The organism is Solimonas soli DSM 21787, assembly GCF_000474945.1.
Classification (GTDB): domain Bacteria; phylum Pseudomonadota; class Gammaproteobacteria; order Nevskiales; family Nevskiaceae; genus Solimonas; species Solimonas soli.
In genome coordinates, this window is record NZ_AXDW01000001.1 from 360,095 (window position 1) to 377,282 (window position 17,188).

Annotated in this window: 9 protein-coding genes and 2 tRNA genes; 4 read left to right on the forward strand and 7 right to left on the reverse strand. The window is 69.8% G+C overall.

Going from position 1 to position 17,188, the window contains the following annotated elements:
• Window positions 1-41: 41 nt before the first annotated feature.
• Window positions 42-641 carry a recombination mediator RecR gene (gene recR, locus K344_RS0101730; RefSeq protein WP_028079226.1) on the reverse strand — a complete coding sequence of 200 codons (600 nt, stop codon included), beginning with the start codon at window positions 639-641 and terminating at the stop codon, window positions 42-44.
• An 88-nt stretch (window positions 642-729) separates the two neighbouring features.
• Complete coding sequence (gene ppsR / locus K344_RS0101735; RefSeq protein WP_245586069.1) at window positions 730-1,776, reverse strand: posphoenolpyruvate synthetase regulatory kinase/phosphorylase PpsR; 1,047 nt, start codon at window positions 1,774-1,776, stop codon at window positions 730-732.
• Between the two features lie 25 nt (window positions 1,777-1,801).
• Here ppsR and ppsA point away from each other — a divergent pair, with 25 nt between their 5' ends.
• The gene (gene ppsA, locus K344_RS0101740) at window positions 1,802-4,174 is read left to right on the forward strand and encodes a phosphoenolpyruvate synthase (protein WP_028079228.1); all 2,373 of its coding nucleotides are present in this window, start codon (window positions 1,802-1,804) and stop codon (window positions 4,172-4,174) included.
• Complete coding sequence (locus tag K344_RS0101745) at window positions 4,174-4,806, forward strand: ribonuclease T2 family protein (RefSeq protein WP_157622710.1); 633 nt, start codon at window positions 4,174-4,176, stop codon at window positions 4,804-4,806. Before ppsA ends, K344_RS0101745 begins: the two co-directional genes overlap by 1 nt.
• A gap of 76 nt (window positions 4,807-4,882) precedes the next feature.
• Here the strand turns inward: K344_RS0101745 and K344_RS0101750 are convergent.
• Both K344_RS0101750 and K344_RS0101755 read right to left on the reverse strand, forming a co-directional pair.
• Window positions 4,883-4,958: transfer RNA gene (locus tag K344_RS0101750), tRNA-Glu, on the reverse strand.
• Window positions 4,959-4,974: 16 nt separating this feature from the next.
• Window positions 4,975-5,050 (reverse strand) — tRNA-Ala (locus K344_RS0101755).
• 154 nt (window positions 5,051-5,204) lie between these two features.
• Between K344_RS0101755 and K344_RS24535 the strand changes: the two genes are divergently transcribed.
• A complete protein-coding gene (locus K344_RS24535) occupies window positions 5,205-8,183 on the forward strand; it encodes a discoidin domain-containing protein (protein WP_051361767.1) in 2,979 nt (992 codons plus the stop codon).
• Window positions 8,180-11,446: a GH36-type glycosyl hydrolase domain-containing protein gene (locus K344_RS0101765; RefSeq protein ID WP_028079230.1), complete on the forward strand. Its 3,267-nt coding sequence runs from the start codon at window positions 8,180-8,182 to the stop codon at window positions 11,444-11,446. The genes K344_RS24535 and K344_RS0101765 overlap by 4 nt, the downstream gene beginning before the upstream one ends.
• Here K344_RS0101765 and K344_RS0101770 read toward each other — a convergent pair.
• From K344_RS0101770 to K344_RS0101780, 3 genes are all read right to left on the reverse strand, one after another.
• Window positions 11,443-13,155 carry an ABC transporter ATP-binding protein/permease gene (locus K344_RS0101770; protein ID WP_051361768.1) on the reverse strand — a complete coding sequence of 571 codons (1,713 nt, stop codon included), beginning with the start codon at window positions 13,153-13,155 and terminating at the stop codon, window positions 11,443-11,445. The two genes, K344_RS0101765 and K344_RS0101770, sit on opposite strands and share 4 nt — an antisense overlap.
• A 230-nt stretch (window positions 13,156-13,385) precedes the next feature.
• Window positions 13,386-13,607, reverse strand: a complete 222-nt coding sequence (locus tag K344_RS0101775) for a DUF1161 domain-containing protein (protein ID WP_028079232.1) — start codon at window positions 13,605-13,607, stop codon at window positions 13,386-13,388.
• Between the two features lie 91 nt (window positions 13,608-13,698).
• Window positions 13,699-17,100, reverse strand: coding sequence for a pyruvate carboxylase (locus K344_RS0101780; RefSeq protein ID WP_051361806.1), 3,402 nt, complete (start codon window positions 17,098-17,100; stop codon window positions 13,699-13,701).
• Between the last annotated feature and the right edge of the window lie 88 nt (window positions 17,101-17,188).

Below are 17,188 nucleotides of genomic sequence, written 5' to 3' on the forward strand. Positions count from 1 at the left end.
GAATAGGTCGCGCCGTCGGGCCCGCGCGGCCGGCATGACCTTCAGACCGCGCGCCGGTCGCTCAGGGCGTGCGCCAGCGTGCCGCCGTCGATGTATTCCAGTTCGCCCCCCATCGGCACGCCGTGCGCGATGCGGGTGACGCGAAGACCGCGCGCCTTGGCCATCTCGGCGAGGTAGTAAGCCGTCGCCTCGCCTTCGACGGTCGGATTGGTGGCGATGATCAGCTCCTGCACCCAGCCTTCGTCCAGCATCGCCGCGAGGCGCGGCAGGCCGAGTTCGTCGGGGCCGATGCCGTCGAGTGGCGACAGGCGGCCCATGAGCACGAAGTAGCGGCCGCGGTACGGCGTGCCCTGCTCGATCGCCATCAGGTCGGCCGGTCCTTCGACGACGCAGAGCTGACCCTGCTGCGCGCGCGATGCGCTGCAATAGCGGCAGGCCTCGTCCTCGCAGAACATGCGGCAGCTCGGGCAGCGGCCGATGCCGGACAGCGCGTCGCCGAGCGCCGTGCCGAGCAGCGCCGCCGCGTCGCGGTCGCGGTCGAGCAGGTGGAAAGCCATGCGCTGCGCGGATTTCGGGCCGACGCCCGGCAGGCGGCGCAGCGCCTCGATGAGGCGGTTGAGGCGGGGACTGTAGAGGCTCACTTCTCGTGATTCATGATTCGCGACCCGTGATGGGCAAGTATGGCGCTTTTACGAATCACCAGTCACGAATCGCCGCTCACGCCTTCATTCAGAACGTCTGCCGCCGCAGGCTCTTCTCCTGCATGACGGTCGCGGCGATTTCCTCGACCGACATGTTGCTGGAGTCGACGTAGGGAATGCCGTGGCGCTGGTAGAGCTGCTCGGCGCGACGCAGTTCGTAGGAGCACTGCGCGAGCGAGGCGTAGCGCGAACCGGGGCGCCGTTCGTTGCGGATCTGCATCAGGCGCTCGGCGTCGATGATCAGGCCGAAACAGCGGCTTTCGCAGCCGCGCAGGACCTTCGGCAGCACGAGGTTCTCGAGGTCGTCCTCGGTGAGCGGGAAGTTGGCGGCGAACACGCCATGCTGCAGGGCCAGGTACAGCGTGGTCGGCGTCTTGCCGCAGCGCGACGGCGCGACGAGGATGACGTCGGCGCGGGAGAGATCGCGGGTCGAGGCGCCGTCGTCGTGCTCCATCGAGTAGTTCATCGCCGCGATGCGGGCGTTGTAGCGGGCGGTGTTCGCGCCGCCGTGCGCGCGGCCGGCCGCGTGCGACGAATCCTGGCCGACTTCGGCCTCCAGGATGTGGATGAACTGGTCGAACAAATCGAGGAACAAGCCATTGACGGTGCGGAGGATTTCCCGCACTTCGTCGTTGACCGTGGTGCTGAAGACGAGCGGCCGGACCGCGCTCTGGGTAGCGACGAAATTGATATAGTCGACTATGCTTCGCGCCCGCTCGGCGGAGTTGATGAATGGCAGGGTGGTTTTTTCGACCTCCAGGCCGTCGAACTGCGTCAGGAGCGTGTTGCCGAGAGTTTCGGCGGTGATGCCTGTGCCGTCCGAGACGAAGAAAACGGTGCGTTGTGTCATCGGCGCAGTTTCAGTTTTTTTCGGCGGGCGTGCCAGTCCGCCGCCGGCAACGGGAGATTCTGCAGTCTTGCGGTCCGCGGCAGGCGGTGCCGCGGCGCATACGGATTCGTGCAGCGCCTCGGCGTCGCGTCGAACCGGCGCCGCGCCAGTCTGCTTCAGCCCCAGGACAGCTTGATCGCCAGATAGTCCGCACGTTTGTGTCCTGAAGAGGCCAGCCGTGCACACCCCTACCCATCATCGAGATTCGATAGTGACCCGCAACGTCCTCTGGTACTCCGAACTTGGCATGCACGACGTGGAGATCGTCGGCGGCAAGAATGCCTCGCTCGGCGAAATGATCCGCAACCTCGCCGCCTCCGGCGTGCGCGTACCGAACGGATTCGCGACCACGGCCGATGCGTACCGCCAGTTCCTGAGCCACGAAGGCCTCGCCGCGCGCATCAACGAGATGCTCGCCAAGCTCGACGTGGACGACGTCACCGCGCTCGCCAGGACCGGCAAGGCGATCCGCGAGGCGGTGCTCAAGGCGCCGTTCCCGGCCGAGCTCGAGCAGGAAATCCGCGCGCACTACGACCAGCTGGTCGCCGAGTCGGGCAAGGAAATCTCCGTCGCCGTGCGCTCGTCGGCGACCGCCGAAGACCTGCCGGACGCCTCGTTCGCGGGCCAGCAGGAGACCTTCCTCAACGTCAATGGCATCGACAACGTCCTGCACGCGATCAAGGAAGTCTTCGCCTCGCTCTACAACGACCGCGCCATCGCCTACCGCGTGCACCACAAGTTCGACCACGCCGCCGTCGCGCTGTCGGCCGGCGTGCAGCGCATGGTGCGCTCGGACAGGGGCGCGTCCGGCGTCATGTTCACCATGGACACCGAATCGGGCTTCCGCGACGCCGTGTTCGTCACCTCCAGCTACGGCCTCGGCGAAGCCGTCGTGCAGGGCTCGGTGAATCCCGACGAGTTCTACGTCTACAAGCCGAACATCCGCGCCAAGCGTCCGGCGATCCTCAAGCGCGGCCTCGGCGAGAAAGCCAAGAAGCTCATCTACTCGGCCGACAGATCGGTCGGCAAGACCATCGAGTTCGCCGCCGTCACGCCGGAGGAGCGCAACCGCTTCTCGCTGTCCGACGCCGAGGTCGAAGCGCTCGCCGTGCAGGCGCTGACCATCGAGGAACATTACGGCCGGCCGATGGACATCGAGTGGGGCAAGGACGGCATCGACGGCCAGCTCTACATCCTGCAGGCGCGTCCGGAAACCGTGCAGTCGCGCGCCAGCGCCAACGTGCTGCGCCGCTACAAGCTCAAGGGCAAGGGCCCGAAGCTCGCCGAAGGCCGCGCGATCGGCCAGAAGATCGGCGCCGGCGCCGTGCGCCTGCTCAAGTCCATCGACGAAATGCACCGCGTGCAGGCCGGCGACGTGCTGGTCACCGACATGACCGACCCGGACTGGGAACCGATCATGAAGCGCGCCAGCGCCATCGTCACCAACCGCGGCGGCCGCACCTGCCACGCGGCGATCATCGCCCGCGAGCTCGGCATCCCCGCCGTGGTCGGCTGCGGCGACGCCACCGAGGTGCTGAAGGACGGCGCCAAGGTCACGGTGTCCTGCGCCGAAGGCGACACCGGCTTCGTCTACGAGGGCAACATCGACTTCAGCGTCGACGAGATCGCCCTCGACAAGATGCCGGACATCCCGGTCAAGATCATGATGAACGTCGGCACGCCGGAGCAGGCGTTCGACTTCGCCTCGTTGCCGCACAAGGGCGTCGGTCTCGCCCGCCTCGAGTTCATCATCAACCGCCAGATCGGCATCCACCCGCAGGCGCTGCTCGAGCTCGACAAGCAGCCGGCCGAGCTGCGCCGCATCATCGATCCGATGATCGCGCCGTACGGCAGCCCGGTCGACTACTTCGTCAAGCGTCTCGCCGAGGGCGTGGCGACGATCGCCGCGGCGTTCGCGCCGGAACCGGTGATCGTGCGCATGTCCGACTTCAAGTCGAACGAATACGCCAACCTGATCGCCGGCAAGCGCTACGAGCCGCACGAAGAGAACCCGATGATCGGCTTCCGTGGCGCCTCGCGCTACATCGCCGAATCGTTCCGGCCGTGCTTCGAGCTGGAGTGCCGCGCGCTCAAGTACGTGCGCGACGAGATGGGCCTGACCAACGTCAAGATCATGATCCCCTTCGTGCGCACGCTCGACGAGGCGCGCCAGGTGGGCGAGATCCTCAAGGCCAACGGCCTCGAGCGCGGCAAGAACGGCCTGCAGCTGATCATGATGTGCGAGCTGCCGTCGAACGCCGTGCTCGCCGACAAGTTCCTCGAATACTTCGACGGCTTCTCGATCGGCTCCAACGACATGACGCAGCTGACGCTCGGCCTCGATCGCGACTCGGGCCTGATCGCCCATCTGTTCGACGAGCGCAACGAAGCGGTCAAGCGCATGCTGCACATGGCGATCGACGCCTGCCGCAAGCAGGGCAAGTACATCGGCATCTGCGGCCAGGGTCCTTCCGACCATCCGGACCTCGCGCGCTGGCTGCTCGACGAGGGCATCGAGTCGATGTCGCTGAATCCGGACACGGTCGTCGAAACCTGGCTGTTCCTGGCCGGCCAGAAGGCCTGATGCCGATGCGGCGCCGTTGCGGACTTCTCGTCGCGGTGCTGCTGTCCCTGCTGTGCAGCGCCCGGACCGTCGCCGGCGATGCGCCCGGGCGCTTCGATTACTGGGTGCTGTCGCTGTCCTGGTCGCCGGAATATTGCCAGGCGAACGTCGGCGACGAGCAGTGCCGTCAGCATTACGCCTTCGTCGTGCACGGCCTGTGGCCGCAGTACGAGCGCGGCTACCCGTCGCGCTGTGCGCGGCGCGAGCGCGTGCCCAAGCCGCTGATCGCGCGCATGCTGCCGCTGATGCCGAGCGAGGCGCTGATCCAGCACGAATGGGACACGCACGGCAGCTGCTCGGGACTGTCGCAGGAGGACTACTTCGCGCTGGTCGAGCGCGTGCGGCGCAAGATCGAGATTCCCGCCGAATACCGCGAGGCCGAGGACTATCTCAGCACCAGCGCCGACGCCATCGAACGCAGCTTCATCCGCGACAATCGCGACTTCGACCGCGACGGCATCGCCGTGCAATGCCACGGCCGCTACCTGCGCGAAGTGCGCATGTGCTTCGACACCGATCTGCAGCCGCGCGCCTGCGGCCGCGACGTCGACGATCGCTGCCGCGATCAGGTCGTGCTGCGCCCGAACCGCTAGCGGAGCGGCCGGCGTGGCGCACCAACAAAAATGCCCGCTGCGTGCGGGCTCTTTTTCATGCGGCCATCGTTCGAGATGGCGTCCCCACGGGGATTCGAACCCCGGTACTTACCGTGAAAGGGTAATGTCCTAGGCCTCTAGACGATGGGGACGAGGCAATCCTGTATTTGGTGGAGCTAGTCGGGATCGAACCGACGACCTCTTGCATGCCATGCAAGCGCTCTCCCAGCTGAGCTATAGCCCCACGACAGGGGCGCGCATTATAGCCAAAGAGCGCCCGATGGGAAGCTTTTTTTGCGCTGCCGGCGGCATCGCCGGTCGTGCCGGGCCGCAGCGCCGCGACGACCTTGACGGCGGTCCATGCGCCGCCGCGAAGTGCGCAGTAATCTGCCTTCACGATGCCGCCCCGCCAGCCCTCCGACCTGCTCGACGTCTCGACCTGGCGCAGCATCACGCCGGGCACCGGCCGCCTGACGCTGTCGGCGACGCGGCGGGCGCGACGCCCCGCCCTGCGCCTGGACTTCGATTTCCGCGACGGCAGCGGCTATGTGATCGCGCATCGCGACTGGTGTCGCCGCATGCCGGAGGCCTACACCCTGCGCCTGCATCTGCGCGGCGAAGGGCGCCTGAACGATCTCGAGATCAAGTTCGCCGATCGCGGCGGGCACAACGTGTGGCGGCATGTGCTGCACGATCTGCAGCTGCCGGCGCACTGGCGGCGCATCGAAATTCCCAGCCGCGCGCTGCCTTTCGCCTGGGGCCCCGACAGCGGCGCGCCGCTCGAGGAAATCGGCTCGCTCGAATTCGCGGTGGTCGCCGGCGAAGGCGGCCGCGGCAGCTTGAGCATCGCCGACATCGAGCTGATCGACGAGACGGCGCGGGCCGCGCCACGGCCGACCAGTTCGAGCGGTCGGGCCAGCGCCGACGCCGCACGCCGCGACACCTTCGGCTGGCATCCGCAGGGCGACGATCCGGCACCATGGCTTGCGCTCGATGCGCACGCGCCTCGCGACATCGGCGGCCTGATCCTCGAATGGCAGGACACGGCGCCCGCGCGCGGCTTTCGCGTGCGCGCCTCCAACAGCGGCACACGCTACCGGACCGTGTATGAAACCCGGCGCGCCGGCGGGCGGCGCAGCTACGTGGCTCTGCGCGCGCTGCGCGCACGCTGGCTGCGCATCGAGCTGCACGGGCCTTCGTCCGGCGCGCAGCTGGCGCTGCAGTCCTTCGAGTTCTCGCGATCGCCCGAAGCGTTCTGGCAACAGCTCGCACGCCACGAACCGCGCGGCTGGCATCCGCGCTGGCTGCATCGCGAGCAGGCGCCGTGGACACCGTCCGGCACGGCGCATGGCCGCGACTGCGCCCTGCTGTCGATCGACGGCATCGTCGAGCCGCACCGCGGCGCCTGGTCGCTGGAACCGATGCTGTGGCTCGGCGATCGTCTCCACACCTGGGCCGAGGTGCAGACGCGGCCGGCCCTTCGCGATGGCTGGAAGCCGCAACCGTCGGTGACGTGGACGCTTGAAAACTGGCGCCTGCACATCGCGCTCGACGTCGACGATCAGGGCAGCCCGCGCGTGACCTACCGCTACGAGCACGATGACCCGGCGGCGCCCGAGGCGCGGCTGTTCGTCCTGCTGCGGCCCTTTCAGCTCATGCCGCCGTGGCAGCAGTACGACGGCATCGGCGGCGTGCGGCCGATTCACGCACTGCGCTGGCGCGATGGCGCGGTCGAGATCGACGGACTAAGCAGCGTGCGGCCGTTGCGGTCGCCTTCCGGCTTCGGCGCACAGGGCTTCGCCGAGGGGCCGCTGGCCGGGCAGCTCGCCGGCGGCGAGTTGCCGCCGCGCCGCAGCGTCGACGATCCCGCCGGCTTCGCCACGGGCGCACTGCGCTTCGATCTCTCGCCGCGCGGCGCGACGTCGTGCATCACCCTGCTCTGCCCGTCGCCGCAGGCCGTCGATGCGGCGACGACGCGGCCGGCGTTCGACTGGGCGACGCCGTTCGATAGCGTGCACTGGTCGGCGCCCGGCTGGGGCCGCGACGTGCTGGGCACGATGCGCACCGCCGCCAGCCACATTCTCGTCACGCGCAGCGGCGCGGCGCTGCAGCCCGGGCCGCGCCGCTATACGCGGGCCTGGATCCGCGATGGCGCGGCGATGGGCGCGGCGCTGCTGCGCATGGGCTGCAGCGCGCCGGTGCGCGAGTTCATCGACTGGTATGCGCCGTACCAGCGCGAAGACGGCTTCGTGCCCTGCTGCGTCGATCGCCACGGCCCGGACTGGCTGGTCGAGCACGACAGCCACGGCGAGCTGGTCGCCTTGATCGCCGATCATTTCCGCTTCAGCGGCGACGCGGCGGCGCTGGCGCGGCACTGGCCGCATCTCGAACGCGCCCTCGCCTGCATCGAGAACCTGCTCGACGACAGCGGCCTGCTGCCGCGCTCGGCCAGCCACGAGGGCTATCTCGGCAATCCGGTGCACGCCTACTGGGACGATTTCTGGGCGCTGCGCGCGCTGCGCGACGGTGCGGCGCTGGCGCGGCAGCATGGGCTGGCACCGGCGGCGCTGCACTGGCAGGCGCTGCACGACCGCCTGGCGGCGGCGCTGCTGGCATCGATCCGCACGACGCGCGCCACGCATCGCATCGACTATGTTCCGGGCAGCGTCGAACAGCACGATCTCGATCCGACCGCGACCGCCGACGGCATCTCGCGGCTCGAGCTGCCGCCCGGCCTCGACCGCGGGCCGGTCGATCGCACTTTCGATCGCTACCTCGAAAACTGGCGCGCGCGGCGCGCCGGCACGGCGGCGTGGACCAACTACACGCCCTACGAAATCCGCATCATCGGCGCGCTGCTGCGCCTCGGACGTCGCGAGGACGCGCTCGAGTTGCTGCGCTATTTCCTCGACCAGCGTCAGCCGCCGGCCTGGCACCAGTGGCCGGAAATCGTCTGGCGCGAGCCCGCCGCGCCGGCCCATCTCGGCGATCTGCCGCATACCTGGATCGCCGCCGAATACGTACTCGCCGTGCGCGCCTTGTTCGTCTATGAAAGCGAGGCCGAAGACGCGCTCGTGCTCGGCGCCGGACTGGCGCCGGAATGGCTCGAAGGCGATGGCGTGCAGGTGCGCGGCGCACCGACCATGGCCGGCCGCCTGCACTACACGCTGCGCCGCGTCGACCAGCGCACCCTGCATTTCGAGATCGCCGACGGCGTGCACTGCGCCCTGCTGCTGCGGCCGCCGCTGGACGGCCGGCGCATCCTCGCCGTCGACGCCGAGGCCGGCACCGTCCTGCATGTCGACGCGCAATCGCTGCGCATCGCCGCCGCGCCGGCGCGGCTGCGTCTGCATCTGGCGCCGAAGGACCTGACGTGAAGCGCCGGGCGCCCGCGGCGATCCACGATCTGCTGCGCGGCCACTCACGCGTGCGGCTCGGCGAAGCCGGCGGCGGCGTCTCGCTGTGGAACGCGCTGGCGCTCAATCGCTGGCCCGGCGACGCGGTCGAGGACGCGCACGGCTTCTTTCTCTACCTGCGCGACACCGACGACGACCGGCTGTGGTCGGCCGGCCTGCAGCCGGTCGCGGCGCAGCCCGCGCATTACGCCTTCGCCGCCGATGCGCAGCGGCTGCGCATCGAGCGCCGCGACGCGGACATTGCGACCCGGCTCGATGTCGAGCTGATCGACGACGGCGTCGAACGTCGCCGCCTGACGCTGCGCAACGCGTCTTCGCGCCGCCGCCGCATCGAAGTGACGAGCTATCTCGAAATCGCACTGGCGCCGCCGCAGGCCGATCTCGCGCATCCCGCCTTTCTCAAGCTGTTCGTGCAGACCGCCTGGCAGGCGGCGCCGGCGGCGCTGCTCGCCCGTCGCCGGCCGCGCGCGAAGGACGAATGCTGGCCGACGCTGTTCCATACCCTGCGCGGCGCGCCGATCCGGCAGTGGGAAACCGATCGCGTCCGCTGCGTTGGCCGCGGCCGCAGCGTCGCGCGACCCGCCTTCGATCTGCGCGGCACGACCGGCAACGTGCTCGACGCCGCCTTCTGCCTGCGCACCCACGTCGAACTCGCGCCCGGCGAAACGCGCGTGCTCGACTTCCTGCTCGGGGCCGCCGCCGACGACGACGTCGCGCGCACCCTGCTGCAGAAGCACGCGCCCGACGCCGTCGCCGAGCCTTCGGCGGTCGCCGCGCATGACGACGCCGGCGCGCCGCGCGCGCGATTCAGCGAGGACGGCCGCGAATATCTGCTCAGGCTCGAAGCGCGGCGCGACGGCCTGCGCCTGCCGCCGATGCCCTGGGTCAACGTCATCGCCAATCCGCGCTTCGGCACCATCGTCAGCGAAACCGGCGCGGCCTGCACCTGGGCCGGCAACAGCCAGGCGTGGCGCCTGACGCCGTGGGCGAACGACCCGGTCTGCGATCCGCACGACGAGGCCCTGTACCTGCGCGACGAGGACGACGGCCACGCGTGGACGCCGCTGCCCGGCCCGCTGCCGGCCGCCGCGCCCTACGACGTCCGCCACGGCTTCGGCTACACGCGCTTCGAACTGCAGGCCGAGGGCCTGCGTCACGAGACCACCGTCTTCGTCGATCGCGAGCTGCCGCTGAAGTTCGTGCGCCTGTGCCTGCGCAACACCGGCACGCGGCCGCGGCGGCTGTCGCTGTACGCCTATCAGCGGCTCGTGCTCGGCACGCTGCCGGACCCGGCCGGCGTTCGCAGCTGGCGGCACGAGGACGTGCTGTGCGCCGCGCGCGAACGCGGGCCGATCGCTTTCACGCTGGTGCTCGGCGACGGCGAGACACGCAGCGTCAGCACCGATCGCGCGCATTTCCTCGGCATCGGCGGCAGCCCGCACGCGCCGCGCGCCCTGCGCGAGGCGCAACTCGAGGCCGCGCCGGGCGACGGGTCCGATCCCTGCTTCGCGCGGCAGGTCGCGCTGCACCTGCCGGCCGGCGCCCGGCTCGACTGCTGCATCGCGCTCGGCAGCGCGCGCGACGCCGATGAGCTGCGCCAGCTCGTCGCGCTCTGCCGGCAGCCCGGCGCGGTCGAGGCGGCCTTTGCCGCCGCGCGCGACGCCTGGCGCGACGCGCTCGACGGCATTCGCGTGCGCACGCCCGCGCCGGAACTCGACGCGATGATCAACGGCTGGCTGCCCTATCAGGCCCTGTCCTGTCGCCTTCACGGCCGCAGCGCGCTGTATCAGTCGAGCGGCGCCTATGGTTTTCGCGATCAGCTGCAGGACGCCGGCAACCTCAGCCTGCTGTGGCCGCAGCGGACGCGCGCGCAGATCCTGCTGCATGCCTCGCGCCAGTTCGTCGAGGGCGACGTGCTGCACTGGTGGCACGAGGAGGACCCGCCGCGCGGCGTGCGCACGCGCTTCGCCGACGATCTGCTGTGGCTGCCCTTCGTCGCCCTGCGCTACGTGCGCGAAACGGGCGACGCCGCGCTGCTCGACGAGCCGGTGCCCTTCCTCGCCGCGCCGCCGCTCGACGCCTGTGAGGACGAACGCTACGCGGCGTTCACTGCCGGCGGCGAAACCGCCAGCGTCTACGAGCACTGCGCGCGCGCCATCGAGCGCGCGCTGACCGCCGGCGCGCACGGCCTGCCGCTGATGGGCAGCGGCGACTGGAACGACGGCATGAATCGCGTCGGCCGCGAGGGCCGCGGCGAGAGCGTCTGGCTCGGCTTCTTCCTCTGCGACATTCTCGCCGCCTTCGTTCCGCTGGCCCGCGCGCGCGGCGACGCGGCGCGCGCCGAACGCGGGGCGGCGTACCGCGAACGTCTCGCCGCAGCCCTGAACGACAGCGGCTGGGACGGCGGCTGGTATCGCCGCGCCTACTACGACGACGGCACGCCGCTCGGCACGCGTGACGCGTCGGAATGCCGCATCGACGGCCTTGTGCAGGCCTGGGCCGTGCTGTCGGGCATCGCGCCGCCGGCGCGCGCCGCGCAGGCGATGGATGCGGTGGAAGCACAGCTGGTCGACGCCGCGCACGGCTTGATCCGCCTGCTGACGCCGCCCTTCGTCGACGCCGCCGAAGATCCCGGCTACATCAAGGGCTATGTGGCCGGCGTGCGCGAGAACGGCGGCCAGTACACGCACGCCGCCTGCTGGATGGTCGCCGCCTTCGCGGCGCTCGGCCGGCGCGATCGCGCCGCGCCGCTGCTGGCGATGCTGAGCCCCATGCACCACACGCGCGACGCCGCCGCCGTGGCGCGCTATCAGGTCGAGCCCTACGTGATCGCCGCCGACATCTACGGCGCCGCGCCGCACGCCGGCCGCGGCGGCTGGACCTGGTACACCGGCGCGGCCGGCTGGGCGTTCCGCGTCGCGCTCGAAGCGGTGCTCGGCCTCGCGCTCGAAGACGGCCGCACGCTGCGCATCGGGCCCTGCGTGCCGGACGACTGGCCCGGCTATCGCATCGACTACCGTGTCCCCGGCGGCACGACCCGCTACGAGATCGAGGTCCGCAACACGCGGCGGTGCTCGGCGGCGGTGGTCGCCGCCACGCTCGACGATGCCGCGCTGCCGGTCGATCACGGCGTCGCCCGCATCCCGCTGTGCGCGGACGGCGCGACGCACCGCGTCACGCTCGATCTCGGGCCGTGGCCGGACGCGGCGATCCAGGACCTCTAGCCGCCCGGCGGCTGCCAGCTCCAGCGGCCGTCGGCGGCGATGTCGAGCACCGCGTCGAAGCTGCCGCCCGGCGCGTCCTCCGCCTTGCCAAGCACGAGATAGCCGATCCCGCGCGCCGCGACCGCCTGCAGAATCGTCGCCGCTTCGTCGCGATGCAGGGCGAGGCTGAGGCGATCGAAGAACACGAACTGCGGCCGCTCCAGCAGCACGCGCACGACGGCCAGTGCCGCGCGCTCGCGGACGGCGAGCCGCTCGTTCCAGTCGCGCTCGACGTCGAGGCCGCCGGCCTGCTCGATCGACGCGTCAAGGCGCAGCTCGCGCAGCACGCTCCAGATCTCGGCATCGTCGCCCGCCGCGCGCCCGTCGTCGCGGCGCAGGAGATCGCGAATGCTGCCGCGCGCCACGAACGGCATGTCCGGCACGAACAGCATCGCCTCGTCCGACGGCCGCACGATGACGCCCTCGCCTTCTCCCTCGGCGAGCAGGCCGGCCGTGGCCTTGAACAAGGCGACCTTGGCATGGCCGTACGTTCCCGTGATGAGCACGCGCGCGCCGGCGTCGACGGCCAGCGTCAGCTGCGCGAGCAGCACGCGGCCGTCCGGCCGGCGCAGCGTCAGATTCTCGAAGGCGAGCCGGCCTTCGCTCTCGCGAATGTCGAGCCGCGCGTGCGGCACGCCGGCCTGCTCGAGCGCCGCGAACAGCCTGCCGAGACGTCCGGCCACCGCCGCGTACGAGGAAATCGACTGGAACTGCGTGATCGCCAGCGAGAACGCGGCCATCAAGGTGGAGAACGCCATCGCCGACTGCGTCACCACACCGAACTGCACTTCGCCGCGCATGAACATCGGCGCGACGATCAGCGCCGGGATGATCTGCACGAGATAGTTGTAGCCGTTGGTGAAACCATTGAGATTGCGGTTGATCGCGATCATGCGCCGCGTGTTGTCGGCGATCTGCGTGAAGCGCTGCAGCAGGCGCCGGTGCATGTGCACTTCGCCGTGCATCAGCGCGAGCGTCGCGGCGTGATCACGGATCAGGATCAGATCGGTGCGGAAGTTGGCTTCCTTGTCGAGCTGCGCGCTGTTGAGGCCGATCAGCCGCTTGCCGAGAAAGATGGCGATCAGCGAGCCGACGCCCGCGTAGGCGACCGCGACCACGAACAGCCGCGGCGCGATCGACCACAGCACGCCCGAGAAGGCGATGATGGTGAACGACGCATTGAGCAGCAGCAGCAGAAAGGACAGCGAGGTGGTCGTAAAGGTGCGCACGTCCTCGGCGATGCGCTGGTCCGGATTCTGCAGCCCGCCGTCTTCCTCGATGCGGTAATAGCGCCGCTTCGCGAGGTAAAGATCCAGCAGCTGCCGCGTCTGCCAGGTACGCCAGAGCAGGCCGAGCCGTTCCTCCACGTAGCGCCAGGTCACGGCGACGACGGTCGAGCCGGCGAACACCGCGACGTACAGCCAGGCTTGGCGAACGAAGCGCGCGGCGTCGCGACGCTCGATCGCCGACATGAAATCACGGCCAACGTAGCTGTTGAGGACGTTGAGCGCGTTGAACGAAATCAGCGCGGCGACCAGCAGGCCAAGCATCGCCAGGGCTTTCATGCCTTCCGCCGTCGCCGCGAACAGGCGCAGCTGGCGAATGACCCGCCGCCAGGCCTCGCGCCCGAAGCGCTCGCCGCCATCGATCACCGGATCGGGCGCGGTCATGACGGACACGCGAACGCGCCGCACGGCGAACGGCGGACCGGACCCATGCAGTGGAAACGCATGCGAGCGTGCGACGGGCTCAGGCGCGACGCCGGACGGGCGCCGCGGTCTCGCCGCGGCCGGGCGAGGACAGCGGCCATCCGCGGGACGCGGCGCGCGCCGCCGGACACGGCTGCGCGCGCATCAGCCCACGCCGACATTCGCGATCGCGGTGACGTGTCCGGCGCCCTTCAGCCGCGACGGTAGACGATCTTCTTCGTGCCGCCGTCGCAGCTGCCGACTGTCCTGCCGTCGACCGTCGCCGCGGTGTCGACGACCTCGAGCCTGTAGGCCTGCACGCCGTGCGACCGGATCTTGGCGTCGATCTCGGACTTCAGCGACTCGCAGTCCTTCGCCGCCCAGGCGGGCAGCGCCGGCAGCGACAAGGCCAGACACAACAGGATCGATCTCATGAGCGCAGTCCCCCGGCAACGCAGACCGCCGGCACGGCGGCGGCGCCACTGTAGCGCCAAGCGCCGCGCGACGCGACGCGCCGGCGCGGCCTCACGCTTCGAGTTCGATCAGCAGGTCGCGCGCACCGACCGGCTGTCCGGCGATCGCCAGTACCCGCCTGACGCGCGCATCGCGCGGCGCGGCAATGACGGTTTCCATCTTCATCGCCTCGATCGAGACCAGCGGATCGCCCTTGCTCACCGTGTCGCCGACCTTCACCGCGACGCGCGACACCATGCCGGGCATCGGCGCGCCGATCTGGTTGGCGTCGCCCTCGGCCGCCTTCGGGCGCTCCTGCTGCGATGACTTCGCACCCGCTTTCGGCACGCGCACGGCGCGCGGCTGGCCATTGAGCTCGTAGAACAGCTTCTCGCTGTCCTCGGCCTCGGCCCGGCCCTGCAGCCGGATGACCAGGGCCTTGCCCCGGTCGATGTCGACGCTGATCTCGTCCTGCTGTTCGCGCAGGCCGTAGAAGAAGGCGGTGGTCGGCAGCTTCGAGACGTCGCCGTATTGCTTGAGATGCTCGGCGTAGTCGCGAAAGACCTTGGGGTACATCAGGTAGGAAGCCAGATCGGTATCGGACAGCGGCTCGCCCAGGGCTTTCTCGGCCTCGGCGCGCGCCGCCTCGAGATCGACCGCCGGCAGGCTCTTGCCCGGCCGCTCGGTGAGTGCCGGCTTGCCCTTGAGGATCTTTGCCTGCAGCGCCTTCGGCCAGCCGTCGGGCGGCAGGCCGAGCTCGCCGCGGAACAGCTGCACGACGGACTCGGGAAAGTCGATCGGCCGGTCCGGATGCTCGACGTCGTCCGCCGTCAGGCCGTTGCCGACCATGAACAGCGCCATGTCGCCGACCACCTTCGAGGTCGGCGTGACCTTGACGATGTCGCCGAACAGGCGGTTGACGTCGGCATAGGCCTTCGACACTTCGCCCCAGCGCGATTCGAGGCCGAGCGCGCGCGCCTGCTCGCGCAGATTGGTGTACTGGCCGCCCGGCATTTCGTGGCGGTAAACGTCGGCGGTGCCGGAGCGGATGTCGGCCTCGAACGGCGCGTAGTAGCGGCGCACGTCCTCCCAGTAGTCCGACAGCTGCTGCAGCGCGTCGAGATCGACGCGCGGATCGCGCTCGCTGCCCGACAGGCCCGCGGCGATCGCGCCGAGGTTGGGCTGCGAGGTGAGGCCCGACATCGCATCGAGCGCACCGTCGACGGCGTCGCAGCCGGCCTCGACCGCCGCCAGCACGCTGGCCGCGGCGATGCCGCTGGTGTCGTGCGTGTGGAAGTGGATCGGCAGGCCGATCTCCTGCTTCAGCGTGCGCACCAGCTCGCGCGCCGCGCGCGGCTTGCAGACGCCGGCCATGTCCTTGATGCCGAGAATGTGCGCGCCGGCCTTTTCCAGCTGCCTGGCCATGTCGACGTAGTACTTGAGGCTGTACTTCGGCCGCGAGGCGTCGAACAGATCGCCGGTGTAGCAGATGGTGCCTTCGCAGACCGCGCCCGACTCGATCACCGCGTCCATCGCCACGCGCATGTTGTCTACGGCGTTCAGCGAATCGAAGACGCGAAAGATGTCGATGCCGTTCCGCGCCGCCTGCCGCACGAAAAACGTCACCACGTTGTCGGCGTAGTTGGTGTAGCCGACCGCGTTCGCAGAGCGCAGCAGCATCTGCAACGGCAGGTTCGGGATCGCGCGGCGCAGCTGCGCGAGTCGCTCCCAGGGATCTTCCTTAAGGAAGCGCATGGCGACGTCGAAGGTCGCGCCGCCCCAGCATTCCAGCGAGAACAGGTTCGGGGCCAGGCGCGCGTAATACGGCGCGATGGCGAGCATGTCGGCGGTGCGCATGCGCGTCGCGAACAGCGACTGGTGCGCGTCACGCATCGTCGTGTCGGTCAGCAGCACCCGCTGCTGGTCCTTCAGCCATTGCGCGAAACCGGCCGGGCCGCGCTCGAGCAGGATGTCGCGCGTGCCGCCCGGCGCCGGCGCGGCGAGGCTGAGCTTCGGCAGGCGCGGCTCCGGCAGCGGCAGCTTCGGCGGCTCGCGGCCTTTCATCTCCGGGTTGCCGTTGACGATGACCTCGCCGAGGAAGCGCAGCAGCTTGGTGGCGCGATCGCGCTTCGGCGTGAAGACGAACAGCTCCGGCGTGGTGTCGATGAAACGCGTCGTGCATTCCCCCGACTTGAACAGCGGGTGATTGATGACGTTCTCGAGGAAGGCGAGATTGGTCGACAGGCCGCGGATGCGGAACTCGCGCAGCGCGCGATCCATGCGCGCGATGGCGTCGCCCGTGGTCGGCGCCCAGGCCGTGACTTTCACCAGCAGCGAGTCGTAATACGGCGTGACGACGGCGCCGCCGTAGGCGGTGCCGCCATCGAGACGAATGCCCAGGCCGGCCGGGCTGCGATATGCGAGCAGGCGGCCATAGTCGGGCGTGAAGCCGTTCTCCGGATCTTCCGTCGTCACGCGGCACTGCAGGGCATGTCCGCTGAGCTGGACCTGCGCCTGCGTCGGCAGCGCCGGCACGTGGTCGTGCGCCGGATCGCCGATCTTCGCGCCTTCCGAGACCCGGATCTGGCTCTTGACGATGTCGACGCCCGTCACTTCCTCGGTCACCGTGTGCTCGACCTGGATGCGCGGATTGACTTCGATGAAGTAGAACGCGCCGGTGTCGGCGTCCATCAGGAACTCGACGGTGCCGGCATGCGAGTAGCTGACCTGGCGGCACAGACGCAGCGCGGCTTCGCACAGTTCGCTGCGCTGCGCATCGGACAGATACGGCGCCGGCGCGCGCTCGACGACTTTCTGGTTGCGGCGCTGCACCGAGCAGTCGCGCTCGAACAGATGGATCAGGTTGCCGTGCGTGTCGCCGAGCACCTGCACTTCGACGTGCCGAGCGCGCCGCACCAGCTTCTCGACGTAGACCTCGTCGTTGCCGAATGCGGCCTTGGCCTCGCGGCGCGCCGTTTCCATCTGCAGCGGCAGCTCGGCTTCGCTCTCGATCACGCGCATGCCGCGTCCGCCGCCGCCCCAGCTGGCCTTCATCATCACCGGGTAGCCGACTTCGGCGACCAGCTTCTTGCATGCTTCCAAATCATGCGGCAGCGCCTTCGATGCGGGCAGCACCGGCACGCCGGCGGTGATCGCCGCCTGGCGCGCCGCGACCTTGTCGCCGAGCGTCCGCAGCACGATCGGCGAGGGGCCGATGAAGGTGATGCCGGCGGCCGCGCAGGCTTCCGCGAACTGCGGGTTCTCGGACAGAAACCCGTAGCCCGGATGGATCGCGTCGACGTCCGCTTCGCGCGCGATGCGCACGATGTCGGTGATGTCCAGGTACGCCGCGATCGGCTTCTGGCCCTTGCCGACCAGATAGCTCTCGTCCGCCTTGAAGCGATGCAGCGCGAAGCGGTCCTCGTGCGCGTAGATCGCCACGGTGCGAATCCCCATCTCCGCCGCCGCGCGCATGACGCGAATCGAAATCTCGCCGCGATTGGCGACGAGCAGCTTGCGGATTGGCTTTCTGGGGAACGACTGACTCACGACACCCTCCTGA

Coding starts and splice junctions, on each gene's coding strand:
- K344_RS0101745 (WP_157622710.1), top strand. CDS start 4,174: ATGCCGATGCGGCGCCGTTGCGGACTTCTCGTCGCGGTGCTGCTGTCC.
- K344_RS24535 (WP_051361767.1), top strand. CDS start 5,205: ATGCCGCCCCGCCAGCCCTCCGACCTGCTCGACGTCTCGACCTGGCGC.
- K344_RS0101770 (WP_051361768.1), bottom strand. CDS start 13,155: ATGACCGCGCCCGATCCGGTGATCGATGGCGGCGAGCGCTTCGGGCGC.
- K344_RS0101775 (WP_028079232.1), bottom strand. CDS start 13,607: ATGAGATCGATCCTGTTGTGTCTGGCCTTGTCGCTGCCGGCGCTGCCC.
- K344_RS0101780 (WP_051361806.1), bottom strand. CDS start 17,100: ATGCGCGCGGCGGCGGAGATGGGGATTCGCACCGTGGCGATCTACGCG.